The following is a 19,467-nucleotide window of genomic DNA, read 5'->3' as shown; positions in this document are numbered from 1 at the left end:
CCAGTGACCGTATAGTACGACACGATGCGATCGAAACAGCAGCTTTCTCCGGCGGAAGAAGCCCAGCTTCGGCGACAAAAACGCGACAAGAAACACCATCGCAAACGCTGGATCAAGGAAAACCTGTACTGGCTGGTTTTTGCCGGCGTTTCCGGTGTCGCCGCGATCGGATGGCTCAGCTACATCGCGGTCGAACACTTTGCCGGCACGCGGATCGCCGAGGCTCCCGACACATCGTTGCAATCCATGGATGCTGCCCTGGCCGTCTATCGCAGCGGTGACGTCGAAAAATCAATCCAAGACGTCTATCAGCTGACGCGTTGGGAAGAAGGCGAACCGATCACCAAAGCGATGGACTACGCCAACCACTGGCTGGCGGAGTTTCTGGTCGACAAGCAGTACCACATCCAAAGCCGCGAAGGCATGTCGCGACTGCGTCATCACTTGCGTAACGCCGCCGCCGGCGACCCCGAGAACAACCAGCGTGACATCGACGCCATTGTTGCCCTGTCCGTTTTGGAATCGTCGACCGGCAAAATGGACGGAGCGGTGTATCTGCAGGAAACCGTCGTCGACGACCGCGGTGACGTGCGGTTGCCGATGATCTGGTCACTGATCGAACTGGGCCGCATCGACGACGCCGACAAAGCACTTCAAAAGGCCGAAGAAGCGTTCGCCGCATCATGGCTGCAATCCAAAGAATCGTTTGCCGCCGGCATGCGAATGGCCGAGTGTCTGATGCTGCAAAGCCGATTCGACGAAGCCATTGATGCCATCAATGTTGTCGTCGCCAAAAACGATACCCAACGTCGCTGTCTGGATCAGATGCGACAACGCGTTTTCTTGGCCGACTTTGCCGAACGTCACGCGAATCAACGTCCGGAATCCACACTCGTCGGACCACTGACCAGCCTGCTGGATCGCCACCCGGACTGTTTGCTGGCTTGGCGTCTGCTATTGCGTCTGGGAACCGGGCTGACGGCGGACGAAGCCGCCAATTTGCAGCGTGACATCATGCAAATGGTTCAGGAACCGGTCGCCGCCGCGTCACTATCGATCGCCCGCGCGCAAGTCGCTGTTGAAAACGAGTCACTGGAAAAAGCGGAATTGTTGGCGCGGCGGGGACTGGAACAGGCCCAAGCCCTCGCGGCCGGCCAGATCGATGCGGCGTCAAGGGCTGGAACAACCACCGATACCGACACGGCTGATTCAAGCGATGTTTCCAATCGCGTCATCCAGCCGCTGCCAGAACTCTCGCTGCGCGATGCCGCCAATCTGGTGCTGGCCCGAACCCTGCTGCTGCGCTTTCGCAAAGAATCGCTGGCCGTTGATTCGGATGAAACGGACTGGTCGACATGGTTGGACGAAGCGTCACAAGTCATTGCACCGGTGGTCCAGCGAAACCCCGACCACCTGATCGTCAAAGCCACCGAGATTGCGATCGACTGGCCCAAGCTGTCGCAAGAACAACGCAACGCTGCCGTCGCGACTTTGTATGCCGCCTGCAGCGACTATCCCCGTGACCGCTGGTTACGCAGTGAATTGTCCATCGCGCTGCTGGCACAGAATCGGATCAAAGAATCGTCCCGAGCCAGTATCGAGGCAACCGAAGTCTCGCTTTCCGGGAGAGATGCCGACCTGGACCGTTTGCCGCGGACCATCAACACCGCCGTCATCGCCGTCGAAGGCGGAAACGACCAGGATTCGGTCATGGAAGTTTCATCCATGCAGCGTTGGTCGCAAATTGCCGTACGTCACTGGAATGTTCGGCTTGCCACCACGATGGACGAACTGACCGACGTTGACCGGCAAGGGCGTTTGGGCAATGCTCCGCTGGACGAAACGATCTGGGGCCTTCGCATTGGTCGCTGACCGACGTGCCCATCGACACGGTCGAACAACGGAATTTCCAGCTTGATGAACGATGTATCCAATGCCCCCCAGGCGACGTCCACCCCGGACGCGACGGCCGGTCGCCTGATCGTGATCGGTCTGGCCGTCTTGGCGGTCACCGCGGGGTTGATCTACTGGTTCTACACCCGTGCACACGAAACGGATTTTCAACAATCGTTGATCCACTCTCTGATCGCCGGCGGCATCGGTGGATTGGCCGGATTGGTGATGATCCAGATTGGTTTGCGACGCCTTGGATACCGACCGGTGTTGCCGGCGGTTTTGGGGACCGGCCTGTTGCTGGCGATCGCCTGTCTGCGTTTCGAAGGCTTCAGCGGTGAAATGGTCCCCACCTTTGCCTGGCGATGGTCGGGAACCGGCCGCATCCAACCGATGCAATCCGATCCCAAAGGCACCTCGGCCGCGGACGCGCCGATCCAGTCGATGGACGAAGACGAAGCGATCGATTCGGTGCCTGACCATTTGATCGCCCGATTCCCACAGTTTCTCGGCCCCCATCGAAACGGCGTTCTGCCCCAACGTTCATTCGCGATCCCCACCTCGGTCGGCGAAGTCGATCAGCTTTGGAAAATCGGCGTGGGAAGCGGCTGGGCCTCCTTTGCCGTTTCCGACGGGCTCGCCGTGACGTTGGAACAACGCGACCGGCAAGAATGGGTCACCGCTTACGAATTGATTTCCGGCGATCTGATTTGGAAAGTCACCACTGACGCGTATCACTTCAACGCGCTTGGCGGCGAAGGCCCACGCAGCACCCCAACGATCGTCGGCGATAAGGTTTACACCCAGGGGGCCAGCGGACGTGTCCACTGCATCGACCTACACCGTGGCGATGTCCACTGGTCGGTCGACTTATTGGAACTGGCCGGCTGGGATCAAGCCGCATCGGAATCCGAAATCGAATGGGGACGCTCCGGTTCACCTTTGATCGTCGACAACCTTTGCGTGCTGCCCTACGGTGCCGATGAATCGTCCGACGATGCAAACCAGCGCAGCCTGATCGCATTGAATGCCGACACCGGCGACGTGGTTTGGAAATCGGGTGACGCTCAAATCAGCTACGCATCCGCCCAGCTGATCCAGTTTGCGCCCAATGGTGCACCCGATTCGCGACAGATTGTGATCGTCAACGAGGCGTCCATCACCGGGCATGCGGTTTCCGACGGCACGGTCCTGTGGTCGTTCCCGTGGGACGGCGATTCATCGGGCGGTGCCAACTGTGCCTCGGTCATTCCCGTCGGTCAGGATCGCTTCTTGATCGGCAAAGGCTACGGTGGCGGCAGCGCACTGGTGCAGTTGTCGTACACCGGCAATGCATGGTCGGCGGATGAAATCTGGGCCAGCTCTCGACTGGTGAAAACCAAATTCAATCATGCGGCAATCGACGGCGACATCGCCTGTGGCATCAGCAACGGCATGTTGGAATGTGTCGATTTGACCGAGCCTGATCGACGCTGGGTCCAGCCGCGGCGCGATCGATGCGGCCAGGGTCAACTGTTGCTGTGCCAGGATGTGCTGATCGTGCAAACCGAACCCGGTGCCATCAGTCTGTGCGAGGCCAACCCGAGGGAGTTTGTCGAACTTTTGCGTTTGCCAGCCTTGGAATCCAAGACATGGAACATCCCCACCGTGGCCGGACGATACCTGCTCGTTCGCAACGACCGTCACGCCATCTGTTTTCGGTTTCCAGAACTTGCACCCGAGTCCACAGACGACGCCACCACCGATTCTAGGGATCCATGACCCGTGATCACTGACCCACGCAGCATTGACGTTGAACCGCTGGATTTCCTGGTCATCGCCCCGCATCCGGACGATGCCGAATTGGGCATGGGCGGGACCATCGCCAAGATGATTGATGCCGGCATGCGTGTCGGCGTGTTGGATTTGACCTCCGGCGAACCCACCCCGCACGGCAGCGATTCGATCCGTCAAGCCGAAACCGCGTCAGCCACCGAAGCCCTTCGTTTGACGTGGCGTGGCAATGCCGGCCTGACCAATCGAAAACTGCAAGCCACCCTGGAAGCCCGCGAATTGTTGGCCAGTTTCTTTCGGATGCTGCGGCCGCGATGGCTGTTCGCACCCTATTGGATGGACGCACATCCGGACCATGTCGCGGCAACAGAACTGGTTGAAGCGGCAAGGTTTTGGGCAAAGCTAAGCAAGACGGACATGCCCGGCGATCGGTTCCATCCCGAACGAGTCTATTACTACTTCTGTATCCACCTGCGATTGGCAGTTCAACCCAGCTGGATTGTTGACATCAGCGACCACTGGGACCAAAAGATCGCCTCGGTGATGGCGTACGAGAGCCAATTCATCACCGGACGGCCGACCGAACCACCGACAATGATCGATCGCGTCCGCGACGATGCGGCGTACTGGGGCAAACTGATCAATCGTCGATACGGCGAACCGTTTGCAACCAAGGAACCATTGGCGATCGATTCGCTGCGCGATTTGATCTGAGATTTGATGTCGGTTGTTGCACCGTGGCTTTGTCGGCGCACGAAAAAAACCGAGTCGATCCAGTGGGACTGACTCGGCTTTTTGCTGTAAATGTCTAAGGCTTTGCTTGGCGATTGGATCGTCAGGTGACGTTTGGCTGACCGATCGTCTTGATCACCGTATGCATTCTCTCGGCGAACGCGTCGTTATTGAACGTCGGCAGTCAACATCGCCTTGGCGGTCACCGGTTTGTCACCACCGGTTTTGATAACAACCGTCTGTTTTTGAGACGTCGCAGATTCGGTTGGGGTGAACTTGACCGTGAAGATGTGCATCTTCTTGGCTTGCGTGATGGGTTCGAAAGCGATGTCCCATCCTTCACATTCGATCGCGTCGATCGTGAATGGTTCCTGGCCGCGGATCACCAAACGTTCCTCAACGGCTTGACCGATCTTCAGTTGTCCCAGCGCCAATGACTGCGGGGCGATCGTCAACGCGGCGTCGACACGTCCGCTGACGATCAGCGGGACTCGCGGCATGGAACGGTCGTTCGTCGTCACAACGACTTCGTTTTGGAAGAACCCGATCGGTGCGTCTTCGCGAATCGCGACGTTGATTTTGTATTCGACCGATCCGCCGCTGCGTTTGACTTCTTCTTTGCTGGCTTGGATCCACGGCTGGCTGCTGCGGACGTCGACGATTTGCCAATCGCCACGTCCGGCGTACAGAACGCGAGTCGACTGGTCCACCGAATCACCACGGTTGATCATGCCGAAATCGATTTCGCCCGGGTGGAAGACCATATCGCTGCGGATGTAACCGTCCACACGCAAACGGACTTCGGTGTAATACGGTTTGTCAATCACGACCGTCAGCGTGGCACCTTTCTTTCCACGGAAGGTCGGCGTATTGAACCGAGCCAAGATGGATCCCGATTGACCGGGTTCGATGTACGGCGTCTCGACGATCGGCGTGGTGCAACCACAGCTGGCACGAACCGTTTGAATATGGATCGGCTGGTTCAGCGGGTTGTAAATCGGAAACCGAAATTCGGTCTTCGCCCCGACGGCGACGGTCCCGAAGTTGTGCGATTTCACCTGAAATGCTTGGTCCGTCCAATTGGCGGCGGCTTGGCTGGTGAAAACGACGGCCGCCGCGGCGACGGAAAGTAGACAGGTGAAAGGCCCGCAATTCATGGTGATTCCCCGAGCGAATGGATCTTGTTGACACCCAACTGTAGGGCGGCGGAAGTGTGAAATTGGGAAAGAGAGCAAAAAAAGGGCCGAAAGTGGCAAAATGAAACCACCACCAGCATCACAGACCGCACCAACAGGGGCCCCTCCTTGCACCACTCCAAGGGTAAGGTTAACGCTCTGGCCGGGCGGGTCAAGTTTTTTGCTGCTTCACGCATCGCCGCCGCGTGTCACGGCTTGGCAGGATCGCCGGGTGAACCAACGAAAAAAGGCGGATCGAATCTTCTTTCGAAGACTCGACCCGCCGTCGTAGCTAACGTCCTAATTTTGGTTGCTTCGCCGCGAAGGCGAAACTTCCAACTTCCGGATTAGCATCCGCAAGCCGGAGCGACGTCGCAGCAGCTGTTGCAGCTACGGCCACCGAACAGCTTGTTCAGCAGGCCTTCGATGCAGCTCTTCTTGGCCGGGCAGCAAGCGGGAGCCGGAGCGGCACAACCGCAACCGGCGTCGCAGCCGCAGTCGGCAGCGGCGCCACAGCCGCCACCGCAGCTGCTGTCGCCACATCCGCATGCACCCATGTCGCTGGCGCTGCTGACGGACGAACCGCAGCAGGTCGGAGCGGGGCAGCAAACGGTGACCGGGACTTGCTTGCACACGACTCGCGGCACGCACTTGGTGACGGTGTAAGGTTCGCAAACCTTACGGCACTTGGCGACCTTGACGATCTTCGTGTAGCACTCAGGACGGCAAACGGTGTAGCAAACTTGCTTGGTGCGGCACTCGGGGACCATCTTGCAAACCTTGTAGGTGCAGGTCTTGGTGCGGCACTCGGGGACCATCTTGCAGGTCGTGTAGTTGCAAACCTTTTGACGTTGTTCGCAAACGTAGTTGCAAACTTTGTAGGTGCAGGTCTTGGTTCGGCACTCGGGGACCATCTTGCAGGTCGTGTAGTTGCAAACCTTTTGACGTTGCTCGCAAACGTAGCTGCAAACGGTGTAGTTGCAGGTCTTCGTGCGGCACTCGGGGACCATCTTGCAAACGGTGTAGTTGCAGGTCTTGGTGCGGCATTCGGGAACCATCTTGCAAACTTTGTATTCGCAAACCTTGGTACGGCATTCCGGAACCTTGCGGCACACGGTGTAAGGAATTTCGCGGGTGCGGCATTCCTTGACGTACTTCGTGCAGGTCACTTCACGCTGCTCGCAGCTCGGGACCCAGACCTTCTTGCAGATCGTCTTCGGCGGGCATTGCACGCACTCGACGCGGCATTCACCGGGGGTGTAGACGCACTTGCAGCTGCAAGGATCGTACGACCAAGTGCCGGGTTCGCGAACGACGCGGCGTTGGACCGGACCCGGGATGGTTTCGGTTTGGGTTTCCCACGATCCCGTGTTCACGGTGATCGTCTTGGTGTAGGTTTGCGGAACCATGACGCTGTACGTCTCGGTGCGAACCTTGTTTTCCTTCACGGTGTTGTAAACCGTGTAGTTGATCGTACGAGTCTTGGTTTCGTACGTCGGGACCATCACGGTGTAGTTGATGGTCTTCGTGCGAGTCTCGTGCACGGGCTTCATGACCGTGTAGTTGATCGTACGAGTCTTGGTTTCGTACACGGGCTTTTTGACCGTGTAGTTGATCACCTTTTGATGTTGCTCGTAAACGGGCTTCATCACGGTGTAATTGATCGTGCGAGTCTTGGTCTCGTACACGGGCTTTTTGACCGTGTAGTTGATGACGCGCTGGTGTTGTTCGTACACCGGCTTGTTGACCGTGTAGTTGATCGTACGAGTTTTGGTTTCGTACGTCGGCACCATCACGGTGTAATTGACGTCTTTGGTCCGTTGTTCTTGGACCATCCGAGTCGCTTGAACTTCCTTGTCTTCGTAGTACGTTTCGGTCCGCGTGCGATAGCGAGTCTCTTGGACTTGCTCGTAAACGGTTTCTTGAACCGATCGCATCACGGTGTACGAACCACCGGCAGCCGCGCCGCCGTCAGCAACCACGGCGCCATCGGCAACCGCACCACCTTCGACAACCGAACCACCACATCCGCTACAGCCTTCATAGCTGATTGCGCCACAATAAGCGGCGCTCGCGGAATTTGCGCCCGAGACGATGCTGATCATCGTCAAGGCAGGCAACAACCACAGCCTTTTCATCTTTAACTTCTCCACAGGAAACAACGCGAGTGTCGCTAGGACGTAGCGTGAACGCCGCCGAGCAACTTGCTCGGATCGCGGCGTCTGAATCGGAATTTCGCGGCCCCGGCGCTCGATACTCTCGAGTCGCCTCGCCGGCTCCCCCGTGCTGTAGTCCGCTGGTACGAAGTGCGGCCTGGGAGAACTATCGGGCTGAGGGAAAATCCATGCCCTAACGAAACTGGTTCCGATGCAGTGACTACATCGACCACGTTGAAAACGTTGCCCACGCAAACCGCACCACCGAGGCAATTTGGGACGTTTGGGTCGGCCTTTGCTGACAAAGCTTCGGGTTGTACCGGTTGTGCGGGTCAGCGGATAAGCCAAGGGGTTTCCCGAGGGGATTTATCCCACCTGCCCACGATATTTGGACATTGGTGTCCCCCAAAAGGGCGGCGGTTTTGCCGACTTGACTCGTGCGGATTCGCCCCATTCGTGACACAATGGCGGCATGAATGATGCGGCCAACGATTCATGCGACGACGATCCGTCACCCGAAGTCCTCCGGCAGATCGCCGCCGATCTGCCACGCGCCGCCGTCGGACGCCTGTCCCTGTACCACCGCGAATTGCACCGCGTCCTGGCCGGTGGAACGACGTCGATCAACAGCCGCGAAATGGGCAAACTGGTCGACGTTTCGCCCGCGGTCGTTCGACGTGACCTCAGTTCACTGGGCAGCGTGGGCCGCCGCGGGGTGGGTTACGACGTTGCCGATTTGGCCGATCGCATCGGCATGTTGCTGGGCAGCGGCGTCCGGTGGAAGGTCATCCTGGTGGGCGTCGGATCGCTGGGCGACGCCCTGCTGCGATACCGCGGCTTCGACCAATTGGGGTTTCACCTGGCGGTCGCCTTCGACATCGATCCGGCGAAAATCGGCCGCAAGCTGGGCGGGATCCGGGTCGCCGACTTCAACATGCTCGAAGGCGTGTGCGCGTCGATCCAGCCCGATCTGGGAATCCTGGCGGTCCCCGTCGATGCCGCCCCGGAGGTCGCGTCGAAATTGGTGGGTGTCGGAGTCACCGGCATCTTGAATTTCACGCCGATGACGATCAAATTGCCGTCGTCGGTGGCGGTGATCAACGTCGACCTGGCCCGCGAACTGCAACGACTGGCCTTCGCCGTTCACGCCAATCGATGACCCAAAATTTTGGACGCAAAGCGACGGCCGTTGGGGGCAAAAATCTGGGTCGCAATGCCGCAGGTGCTCTTTAGCAAATCCACATCGACTGCTACACTCTGCTCCGTCCTACCCCGTGGTGTAATCGGCAACACTACTGATTTTGGTTCAGTCATTCTAGGTTCGAGTCCTAGCGGGGTAGCTGATCGATAAGCCAGCCAAAGCCGATTGAAGACATCCCCAGTTTTTTGCGGGGTTTTCTTGATCGGCTTTTTTCGTGTCTCGATTTTGGGCCGGCTTTTCTGGCATGGTCTGGGGTACTTTCAGAGGTACTTTTCTAGGCACCCCACAAGTCACCCCTGTGATGCCAGCGTCTGCTGCCACGGCACGGTCAAACGACGCCTGCATCGTCATGGCGTCGTGCTTGTTCGCCACATTTGGGCTGCTGCCCAGCCAGCTGCAAACATCTTTCGCCGGATAGTGGGCCAGCAGTTCGGCTTCCCGGGTTGCCCGCAGGTTTCGCATCAGCTTCGGCTCCCTTGGCGTTTGTTGACGTTGGTAACAGGCGTAGTACATGCCGACGTTGCCTGTGATTTGGTTGTTTCGCTTTGTTGTCACTTGGTGCCCTCCAAGATTTGATGGATGAGGGCGGTGAGGAGGGCGTCGGTGGTGGACTGGCGGCAGCGCAATCGCGCGGACAACTCGTCGAGCTGCGACAAAAGGACCGACACCTTCGACACGATCCGCTTTTGTTCGGTGCGATGAGTGAAGTTCTCACGCGAAGGCGCTAAGTCGCGAAGATTCTTAGTCATGATCTCTCCTCCTTCGCGGCTTCGCGCCTTCGCGTGAGATCAATACGTTTCGGTTTGAATGCGGAGGCGGTTTTCGGGAAGGGCTCACGCGAAGGCGCTAAGACGCGAAGTTTCTTACTCATGACCTTCCATCCTTAGCGGCTTCGCGTCTTCGCGTGCCCCAGTCATCCACGCCATTTGCAACTCGTGAAATACCGTCTTTGATTAGCTCCTCACCAAAGTTGATGAGATACCCGAGGCGTTTATCGGCGAGACGAAGGTAAGTGAGCAGTTGCTTCTTGTGGACTTTGTGAACGGATTCAACAGACTTCAGTTCGAGAATGACGAGTCCTTCGACGATGATGTCAGCTCGGAATCCTTCCTCAAACTGAACTCCGTCGTATTGAACTGGAATCGGAACCTGCCTCTCGGCATTCAGTCCGCGTTTGCGTATGTCGTGAAGCAATGCCACTTCGTAGACCGACTCCAGCAGACCTGGTCCGAGTGCCTTGTGGACTTGAAATGCACAATCGACGACTACTTTTCCAAATTCGTTTTCGTTCATGTGATTCTCACGCGAAGCCGCGAAGCTCGCTAAGGATGTTGCTGGGATCTTCTTAACTTCGCGTCTTAGCGCCTTCGCGTGAGCCCTCTCCACTAGAACTAATCCCGGCGGCGAGTTCACTTGGCGTGCTCCCCAAAAACTGGTCCATGAGTTATGAAAGTGTACCGGCCAATAACGGCAAAGGAGACTCTCGAGATGAAACAAGCACGAAAGCGACGTAAGCCCGAACAGATCGCCGAGGGTGAAGCCATGTTGACCACCACCCATCGACTAGGAGTTAGTTACTTGTTGGACAAATTAATCAACGTCTGCGTTACGGTTGTCGTTTGTATTGCGCTTGTTTTAGGGAGCATTGTGGCTGTGTTTTTTGATGGCTTTCTGATTGATCGCCAGTACAAAAAGCTTGACGAAGCTGAAAAAAACCGAAGCGACGCAACAAAACGCAGGCTGGACAAGAAACTTAAAAAAGCTTGCCAGTAGGCAGGGGCCGACAACTACGTCGGCTTTTTTTTGGCTACTGGATGTACTGGATATGTCAAACGGCGACAACAATTCGGCGGCGGTCGCTACTGGGGCACTGGCCGGTGGAGCTCTACCTACGCCGGCGACATTACAAGCCCGTAGAAGCAGCGATGCAATTGTCAAAGCGATTCAGGCCGCGAAGGAGCACGGCAGCGTTGATGACTTGGCCAGCCTGGTTCGCACTGGCGATAGATGTCTATAGGGTAGAGCTCGCAACGAGTAACCGGCAGTCTGGCGGAGCGGTATCTAGCAAATCTGCGCAAGCGTATCTGACCTCGGCCTGCTTGAGCGCAAATGCGATCTGCTCGTTCGTAAAACGGGACTTCTTCATGGTCATCATCTTCTTCAAAATGATGGCCAAATTCGAACCCGATTTTCTCACTTCCAGTGGCTCAGTTTTTCGGTTGCAGGTCACATTCAGTCGGAAGTCTTATCTGCTGTTTTGGTCGATCGGCCATTCACCCAGCAGTTTCTCGTCTTCCAACAACTCCGTCGTTGACGGACCAGACACTGCATCGCTAGGGCTTGGGGTCGCCAAGACACTCAACAGCCCCACGTCCCAGTCGTCATGGCTGGTCGACACCGATGGGTCGGAGTCAAGATTAGAACTGGTGCCCAAACTTTTGGTTGCCAGGTCATCATGAACGTCCAGTGTCAGTTCTTCTATTGAATTAAGCTGATCCACGGACGTTGCCGTCGGAGCAGGCATCGATGCATTCAACGTGGACGGCGATTCGGGTTCGCCCGTTTGCGATCGACGGATCAAAAAGTTGATCACTTGCAGAGCATCAAGTGCGGTTGCCTGACCGTCCTGGTTCACGTCCAGAAACGGACCCGAAAACCCGTCGGGTGTTGTCGACGGCAAAACCGATGTCTCAGGATCGCTGTACGACCGCCGCAACAACTCGTTAATGACGCCCAGAGCATCCGCCGCCGTCACGCCGTCGCGCGCATTGACATCATAGCGATTTGTCGGGTTGGTCCACGGGCTAGCAACCACGCGAGTGGTCGCTTCCACCGCCGGTGTTGCCAATTCGCGGAGACCAACATTGTCAGTGGCCGTTGCGTAGAACGCATACTCGCTTCCGACCTCGCCGCGGAAGAAACGACTCGTTCCACTGACGCCGTCAAGCCATTGCTCGAAAGGACCGTCATCGGTCGCGACGAAGACGTCGTAGTTTGCGATCCCCGAACCATCAACGTCGATACCGTCCCAGGAAACCTTGAACAACGACAACGACGTTTCGGGTAACTGGTCGACGGTCGCCTGTGGCGGGTCGATGTCGATCGTATTCAGAGTGCTGTTGGTGATCAGCGGATCGTTGACATCAAAGACGATTTCCGCACTGCCGGTCAACTCAGTGCCGGTGGCCAGATCGGCTTTGGGGCGAATCGAATAGTTGACTTGTCCTTCACCTCGCCCGGTTTCATCGTTGACCGGCAGGAATCCGGCATCGAACTCGGCGGTCAGCAGTCCGGTTTCGGAATCGATCGTTGCGAAGGTCCAGGTGACGGTTCGAGTCGGGAAGTCGAGTTCGGCTTCGATCGAAAGGATTAGGTCAAACTCGGGATCTTCTAGCGGAAACTCGGTCGACCAAGCAGTTCGGTCGGACGGAACTTCGATCAGACGATCACCGACCATCATGTCACCGAGCTCGAACGTGGTCAGGTCGAAATCTTCGTCTAAGACTTCGGTGATGAAGACTTCTTGAGCCGGCAAGGTCGCCTTCTCGGGATCATTCTCGAAGAAGATCGTGTAGGGCAGTTGCATGCCGTTTCGCAGGAAGCCTTGTTCGCCGAATCCCGCGGGTCCAACTTTCTCATTAGGGTCAAACGACCGACCACGCTCGCCTCGCACTTTTCCTTTTTCAGGCTTTGTCGTTTGATCATCGCCGACGGTTGTTGTCGCGCCGCCACTGCCTTTGGAATCGACTTGATCAATGGAAAGATCATCTAACTGGCCGGAAATCACGGGATCTTGCAAGGGAAACCGAAGCGCGCTTCGATAACCTTTTTGAATGTCTTCAAACTCTTGATACACCTCGTACTGCTGTCTTTGAGCGACGGTCAAAGCTTCGACGTCCACAGACTCTCCGCGGCCGAAGTCGTTCTGACGCAGTTTTCCGTCGCCGTTGTAATCAGGGATGACAGCTTCGGGTACGCCATCAGCGTTCAGGTCCACCGCAAAGGAGTCCACGACGCCATCTCCGCTGGTGTCAATGCCAGTTGCATCACCGCGTAATTTTTGTGCCTTTGCGATGACGTCGGCGATGGGAACATTTCGCACGATGCCTTCGCCACGTAGCGCCTTTTGAAAAGCGTCACTTTCACGAATCAACCGAGCCCCTCTAGCGGACACATCCTGCGTGTACGCGTTTCGCTGCGCTTTCGCGGCAGATGCGACGGCCTGTTCAAGGCTCATATTCGGATTATTGCTTAACAGCGGCGTCAACTGGCTACTGAAGCTAGGAGAGTCCTGTGCGACCTGGTAGTAATCTGTCGCAGAAATCGTTGTGAGGTTGTCACCCGATAGCTGTGCGATTAACGCTCCGCTGTAGCATGAATCGAAGACAGCGACGGTTCGTGTATTGCTTTGCAGTTTTTGCTGCAGTTCGGACCCGTTAATCGCTCGATCGTTGAATCGCAGGCTACCGGATTCCGGGTCGAGCGTCCCATCCTCGTTGATTCGGCATCCGTTGCCGTGGCCCGAGTAAACGACGAATAGTAGGTCGTCATCATCAGCGGCTGCTTGGGCCGTTTCGAGGTTCCGTAGGAAACCACCAGCGGTTAGATCACGCTCGCCGTCGTCGGTCTCAAATGCTGAACCACTGCCAAAGACTCGCGCACCTTCTTCCGATCGTCCGGGAATATTTAGTGTTTTCGTAAAGAAATGTTCCCACTGTCGAGCGTCCTCCACAGAGCCTGGAAGATCAAAGTCTGGGTCGCCAACGATAACTGCATAGACCTCTTGGTTGCCATCGCCGCCGCTCTCACCTTCGGCTTCAGAAAAGGCGACCGGCAATCGTTCTGTGGTAATGTCGAAGACTGCGGCGGTCAGAAGTTGAATGTCATCGAAGTCACTATCGACACTGCGAAGCCGAATTGGTCCCCGTGGACGCTCGGGGGTTTCGAATTGCCACTGGCCGTTGACGAACAAAATCTCTTCGTACCCGTCTTGGCCAAAATCGCGGATCTGGTTTTCGAGAAAACCGAACAGGCTTTCAAACGTCTCTCCGTAGCGAGCGCGTTCCTCGGCAATGAAATTGTTCCAACCATCATCGAGCGCGGTTTCTGGACGCAGCGTGACCGCGTACTGGTCCCACGGTAGCGGCGTGGCGGCGAAGTCGGGATCGTCGATCGAATCGGCCCAGACGCTGATATCAAAATCGCCTTCGTCCAGCGGCACGTTGTAAAAGAATTGAATCTGTCCCTGCCCGCCGGCCGGGATCTTTGACGAACCAGGGACGACCGGCGGAGCCAGCATCACCAACCGCTCGCTGCTAACGCTGCCAATCGTCGGCCGCAGCGTTCCACCGCCGCTGACCTGCGCGGTGATGAACGGAAGCGTCCGGTCGACATTGGAATCGTTGGTGTAGTTCACCGTGTAGCGAACGGTGCGTCCGCTGCGGACTCGGCTGCTGCCCAGCAAATCAATGCGAACGTCTTCCAAGCGGTTCGATTCAATCACGACCGCATCGTCAAGCTGCGTGACGACTTCGCTGTCCAGCAATGCTTCCAGGCGATAAGCGCCTTCAGCGACGTTGTCGAACTCGAATACCAACGTGACTTCGGTCGTGCCGTCTTGTCGCATCTGAATCGGCGACAGCGCCTGTGATCCGTCTCGCACCAAGCGATACTCCAGGTCGCTGGCCAAACGGTCGCCCGCGACAGTGACCGTTACCGTACCATCATTACCGACCGCGTCGGGCGTGACCGAGTTGACGCTGGCGGGCAATGTGACGGCGGAAATCGAGATCGACGCAAACTGCGGATCGAACGACGCTGGAAACGCGGTGACATACACGAAGGACGAATCCGCCTGAGACGCAACCGCCAAGGTGACGTTGGCCGCGCCGCGCTCGGCTTGCTGCTGATCAAAATTGAATCGGTCAGCGATCGCCCCGCGAGCCACAAACAGCTCGTTGACGACCGACGACAAATCAGTGCCTTCATCGGCGTCGACGTTTAACTCGATGCCCACGCTGGCCGCGGCGTCGACCGCAACCTTGAACCACAGCGGTTGGTCCTCGCCAGCGAACTGCGACGATACCCCCGTTCCGTTGACTGAAAGTTCCGGCAAGTCGACTGAGATAGAGGCGTCGTCGGTCAGGCTGTTGTTGAACTTGCCATCCGCCTCCAACACATCACTTTGACGATTGGTTTCGACCACCAGTTGATAGTCACCGGGCAGCAATCCCGGAACCCGCAGCACGGCGTCAAACGTGATCGACTGGCCTGGTGCAAGCTCGACGCCTTCGCCGACTCGCACTCCACCGATGATCGTTTCGGTGGCCGGTTCGATCATAATCCCGTTAGCGGTCGTGACTTCTTCTTTGAACAACGAGAATTCATCGAACCACGGACCGACGGCGGGATCGCTGCCAAAGTTTCCGATCGTCCACTGAACCTCGATCTCGTCGCCTGAGATGACGTTGGCGGGGCCACTGATGAACGAAGGCACCAAATCCACTCGAGGAGCACGCTGGAAGAACGCGAACACGGCTTGGTCGTCGACGATCGTTTCAAAGTCGGTTGCGATCAAGTTATCGAATTCACCCGAAAGCGTGTCCCCGGAGATCACGCGATACGAATCGCCGACCTCCGATGCCAACGTTGTCGATGCGTAAATCTGCAAGTCGCCGTCAATCGTCACGGCACCATCGGCAACGATCGTTGCAAAGTCTCCGCTGGCAGGCCGATCGCCAACGGAAAGCTGAACCGTTCCGATCGTTTCAAAATCACCCGCGACGCGAACGTCGACGTCACCGTCCAAGCGAAGTGTTCCGACGGTTTGGTCAACGATCGGCGACAATCGATAGATAGACCCACTGGTATCACCGATCAGTATTTCGCCGGTATCAGAATCGATCGAAACATCCGATACTCGACCAAGTGAAACGCCGGTGCGTTGCAGATCAACATCTTGAATGAACGTTCCGGTGGCCGTCATCATTCGCAGCCGAGCATTGTTTTCCGCCGCAATCAGCAACTCGCCCGTCGACTCGATGACATCGATTCCGCCAAAGTCGACACTGAAGAACGGACCACCGGTTGGTCTGGCCGGAAACTCAGCAAGCACGGATCCATCGTCAGGATCGATCTCGCGAATCTGACCGTCGCGGCCAAGCAAGAACAGGCTTTCACGGACCGGATGATACGCGATACCGGAATGGTCACGATCAAGCGTGCCGAGCGACAGTGACGCGAGCACATTTCCATTGGCAAGATCGATGGCATAGACGACCGGTGTTTCTGATTGGTCGCCTTCGCCAAAACCAACGTACAACAGTGACCCGGCAGGAATCGTGGTGCCCGATAGAACCATTTCGGATTCGGTCACGTCCAGGCCGCTGGTGGTCACCCTCGATCCGGGTGCCACAATTGGATCGCCGACCTGAAAGCCGATGCTCGTTTCGCTGAACCGTCGAAAGATTCCCTGGCCGGATTCGTTACTTTCGCTGCGGCCATGAGTGATCACCGTACCGTCGGCCGCTTTCGCTAGTCCCACCAGCGTGCCGCCAAACGTTTTGATCAGCGAACGAGGTGTGACCCGCGCTGTTTGGTCGCCATTTTGTAAGTCGCCCGGCAAATCGAGTGTTCGGCTTCCACGCAGTTCCAACACGCCCGCGTTGGTATTCAACTCGTTGATGGAATCAAACGTCGCTTGCGTTCCAAGCAGCCGAATGTCCGCCTCGTTGATCTTAACCGGGACATCAAGCTCGTCCTGCGAATTGTCGTAGAACTTCAGCGTCGCCGAATCCGCGACTTCCCAGATCCCGCCCCGCAATACGTTCGGGTTCCCATTGAGGCCAACCGCATCGGCATCGATTTCCAACGTTCCGCCAAGCACCGAGATTCGGCCGGCATTGATCAATCGCGGGTTGGACACGATCTCTTCGATACGAAGGACTCCATCGCCACGTTTTTCGATCCGTCCGAAGTTGAACAATCCGGCACCGGACCCACGAGCACTGGCAAGCTGGATCAAACCGCTGTCTTCGACAATCCAGTCGCCTTCATTAATGACGGTGACCAAATTTCCAAACTGCAACTGAGTCCCCGCCGCTTGCACAATCGTTCCTTCGTTCACCAACGTGGCGGCCGAACGAATGAAGTCGGGTGAATCGATTGTCATGAATCCGGCGTTGGTGATGACACCTCCCATCAGCTGCTCGCCCAACGTCCCGAGCGTCAGCATGCCTTCGGGGAAGTCCAACGTGAAATCTCGGCCATCTCCGCTCAGTCGCCCTTCGATGATGACTTCGCCACCGCCCGTTCCCGTCAGCGTGCCAGATGACACCAGATAACCTGACGCAATGAAGGTCGCACCGGTAGCGATCTCTAACTGGGCATCGCTACTGACAAAGCTGCTGGAGTGATTCGCTCGCAACGTTCCTCCGTCGACGCGAACGGTTCCACCCAAGTGTTGCAGTGCGACTCCCAGTTCTTCGATTCGCGACGTCCCACCGCCGGTCTTGTGTAACAGCCCCGCGTTTTGGAACGTGGGAATCACCAAGCCGACGCCCGCCAGCGACGCATCGTCGACTAGTTGCCACTGCGAACCCGACGGGTTCACGATGCCGCCGGTAACCGTGATGACCGTTCCGGCCGATTGAATGACGACGCCCTCGTTGGTGAACGTGTTGTCGATCTCGAGCGGTCCCGCATCAGGCGAGTCAGTTGTGATGACGGTGACTTCACCCAAGTTTCGGATGTCGCGCACGAACTCACCGCCGGACCACTGGAACAAACCGGGTTGAAAATCGATCGCGGCGCTATTCGATGTGGAATCAAATCGTCCATTACGAAACTCGATTTTGCCATCGCCCGAACCCGAAACGACCGCCCCATCACGAAGGATCACGGGGTCATGAAAAGCTGACGCGTCGAAAACCAGTTCCGCGGCATTCGCGACCATCAGTTCCGTCGACGCGAACGATCCACCTCCGGTAAGACGCAACGTGCCCGAACTTACTTCGACGCGGCTGCCTTCTTCGGCCAAGAGCGCCGAATTCAGTTCGGTCGTGTCGCCGGTCGATTCAATCACGCCTTCGTTGGCAAGCGTGCCGCCGACAAGCGATCCGGTGTCACGAAGTTGAATCACCGCGCCGGACGCATTGGTCAGCAGCGTTCCCTGGCCACCGGCATCCAACAAGCTTTCGCTGCTTCCTTCGTGGACGATCTTTCCAGAGTTGACGAACATCCGCCCGCGCAGGCTGCGAGCCCCATCATCGCCCGACCAATGCATGAACCCCTGGTTTTCGATGGTGCCGTTGTCGGCTTGAACCAGCCCACCGGTCCAGTGCAGCATGTCCTCGGGAAAGTCAAAAAGCGTCGGTGAGAAACCGGTTTGAAACGATGCACCGCTCGCGATCTCAACTCGCCCGTCTCCGACTCCGGTGTAAGTGCCCGTGTAGTGCCCGATTCCCTCCAGCAAATCCAAGGTCGCGCCCGCCGCCACGTTGAACGTTGCACCGGTCGACGGTTCGCTGCCCGTGCCCGAGGTCGGCAGCGACAGGGTTCCGCCGTTGACGACTATCTGGCTGCCTTCAAAGTGCGTGAATTTACTGCTGGTATTGGGAAAGAAGGCGTTGGCGTCACCGGTCTTCTCAAATACCCCACGGTTATTGAACGTCATCGCGAAGCCCGCTTCGCTGGCCAAACTGCTGGTCGTTGTCCAGGTTCCGCTGGCGGCGTTTTCGATCACGATGGACCGCGCCGTCCGTACGAACGATACCGATTGATCCACGGTCCCTTCGTTGCGGATGCTCGACGACAGCGATCCAGGCGTCCCAGTGATTTCAAAGCGTCCTTCGGGTTCGATCGACAATCCGTTGGTGAACAGGTCGCCGTTGGACCATCGCAGCGTACCGGCAACATCCAGCGTTCGATTGACGGTCAATTTGTTGGTCACGGCCAGCGTCTCCGCCGTAACGATTTCATCCACCGTGGTCACCGAATCGATCGTGATCACCGGATCGGCCCCGGGACGATCGATGACCACCGTATCGCCCGACCCGGGAACACCGGTGACCGATGTCCCTTCGGTGACCTGCCAATTACCGGCATCCGACCAGGCCCCGTCCCCATCGCTGCTCCAAAGAAAAGCGGCCAGAACACGACGCGCATCCAGCTTTTCCAAAGCCAGACGACGCCTACGGCTATTGCGCTGCTTGGACCGATCAATCAACATTATGAACCAGTTGTTAAAGCAAGCTGAGCGAAACGTTGTAGCGAGGCTACAGATTTATTGAGGCAGCAGAAACATTCATCGCAACTCGATGGCGCGTTCTGCGAAGCACTTCTCGTCCCAAATCGCGACGCATTTTGCGTCATCTTTCAGGGCAAAAGTTTACTTATGCCCATGCGCCAGCGAAAGCATTTCCTACGTCCAGCGACACGCAAAACCAGTCCGATCGCGGTGCTCGCACATCCACGAATCACCAAAACAGGCGACCCAGGCCGCGGCATGTATCACATCGTCGATCTTGGTGGGTGCGGA

The 19,467-nt window shown here is 57.2% G+C and carries 11 protein-coding genes and 1 tRNA gene; 6 read left to right on the top strand and 6 right to left on the bottom strand.

Annotated elements, in window-relative coordinates; genetic code table 11:
* Positions 1–24 precede the first annotated feature (24 nt).
* The 3 genes from HFP54_RS13330 (at position 25) to HFP54_RS13320 (ending at position 4,380) form a co-directional block, all read left to right on the top strand.
* Positions 25–1,872, top strand: coding sequence for a hypothetical protein (locus HFP54_RS13330; RefSeq protein WP_168565496.1), 1,848 nt, complete (start codon positions 25–27; stop codon positions 1,870–1,872).
* A gap of 45 nt (positions 1,873–1,917) precedes the next feature.
* Positions 1,918–3,654 carry a BamB-related PQQ repeat family beta-propellar protein gene (locus HFP54_RS13325; protein ID WP_206036186.1) on the top strand — a complete coding sequence of 579 codons (1,737 nt, stop codon included), beginning with the start codon at positions 1,918–1,920 and terminating at the stop codon, positions 3,652–3,654.
* An 87-nt stretch (positions 3,655–3,741) separates the two neighbouring features.
* Positions 3,742–4,380, top strand: a complete 639-nt coding sequence (locus tag HFP54_RS13320; protein ID WP_235951799.1) for a PIG-L family deacetylase — start codon at positions 3,742–3,744, stop codon at positions 4,378–4,380.
* A gap of 185 nt (positions 4,381–4,565) precedes the next feature.
* Here HFP54_RS13320 and HFP54_RS13315 read toward each other — a convergent pair whose 3' ends face one another.
* Together HFP54_RS13315 and HFP54_RS13310 are read right to left on the bottom strand one after the other, a co-directional pair.
* Positions 4,566–5,555 carry a DUF1573 domain-containing protein gene (locus tag HFP54_RS13315; protein WP_145297803.1) on the bottom strand — a complete coding sequence of 330 codons (990 nt, stop codon included), beginning with the start codon at positions 5,553–5,555 and terminating at the stop codon, positions 4,566–4,568.
* A gap of 365 nt (positions 5,556–5,920) precedes the next feature.
* Positions 5,921–7,711 carry a hypothetical protein gene (locus HFP54_RS13310; protein ID WP_146413701.1) on the bottom strand — a complete coding sequence of 597 codons (1,791 nt, stop codon included), beginning with the start codon at positions 7,709–7,711 and terminating at the stop codon, positions 5,921–5,923.
* A 490-nt stretch (positions 7,712–8,201) separates the two neighbouring features.
* Here HFP54_RS13310 and HFP54_RS13305 point away from each other — a divergent pair, with 490 nt between their 5' ends.
* Both HFP54_RS13305 and HFP54_RS13300 read left to right on the top strand, forming a co-directional pair.
* Entirely contained in the window at positions 8,202–8,888 is a 687-nt protein-coding gene (locus HFP54_RS13305) for a redox-sensing transcriptional repressor Rex (RefSeq protein WP_146413702.1), read from the top strand.
* 109 nt (positions 8,889–8,997) lie between these two features.
* Positions 8,998–9,069: transfer RNA gene (locus tag HFP54_RS13300), tRNA-Gln, on the top strand.
* On the opposite strand, the gene HFP54_RS13295 is transcribed toward HFP54_RS13300, so the two are convergent.
* From HFP54_RS13295 to HFP54_RS13285, 3 genes are all read right to left on the bottom strand, one after another.
* Positions 9,045–9,443, bottom strand: coding sequence for a hypothetical protein (locus tag HFP54_RS13295; protein ID WP_168565494.1), 399 nt, complete (start codon positions 9,441–9,443; stop codon positions 9,045–9,047). The two genes, HFP54_RS13300 and HFP54_RS13295, sit on opposite strands and share 25 nt — an antisense overlap.
* Positions 9,444–9,481: 38 nt before the next feature.
* On the bottom strand, positions 9,482–9,679 hold the full coding sequence (locus HFP54_RS13290; protein WP_168565493.1) for a restriction endonuclease subunit S domain-containing protein: 198 nt from the start codon (positions 9,677–9,679) through the stop codon (positions 9,482–9,484).
* 118 nt (positions 9,680–9,797) lie between these two features.
* Complete coding sequence (locus HFP54_RS13285; protein ID WP_168565492.1) at positions 9,798–10,223, bottom strand: GxxExxY protein; 426 nt, start codon at positions 10,221–10,223, stop codon at positions 9,798–9,800.
* Between the two features lie 195 nt (positions 10,224–10,418).
* Here HFP54_RS13285 and HFP54_RS13280 point away from each other — a divergent pair, with 195 nt between their 5' ends.
* Positions 10,419–10,703, top strand: coding sequence for a hypothetical protein (locus HFP54_RS13280; RefSeq protein ID WP_168565491.1), 285 nt, complete (start codon positions 10,419–10,421; stop codon positions 10,701–10,703).
* Between the two features lie 472 nt (positions 10,704–11,175).
* Here HFP54_RS13280 and HFP54_RS13275 read toward each other — a convergent pair whose 3' ends face one another.
* Positions 11,176–19,158 carry a DUF7619 domain-containing protein gene (locus HFP54_RS13275; protein WP_168565490.1) on the bottom strand — a complete coding sequence of 2,661 codons (7,983 nt, stop codon included), beginning with the start codon at positions 19,156–19,158 and terminating at the stop codon, positions 11,176–11,178.
* Between the last annotated feature and the right edge of the window lie 309 nt (positions 19,159–19,467).

This window comes from Crateriforma spongiae (assembly GCF_012290005.1).
GTDB classification, from domain to species: domain Bacteria; phylum Planctomycetota; class Planctomycetia; order Pirellulales; family Pirellulaceae; genus Crateriforma; species Crateriforma spongiae.
Note: the sequence above shows the minus strand (reverse complement) of the source record. Positions and strands in the feature narration are given on the sequence as shown.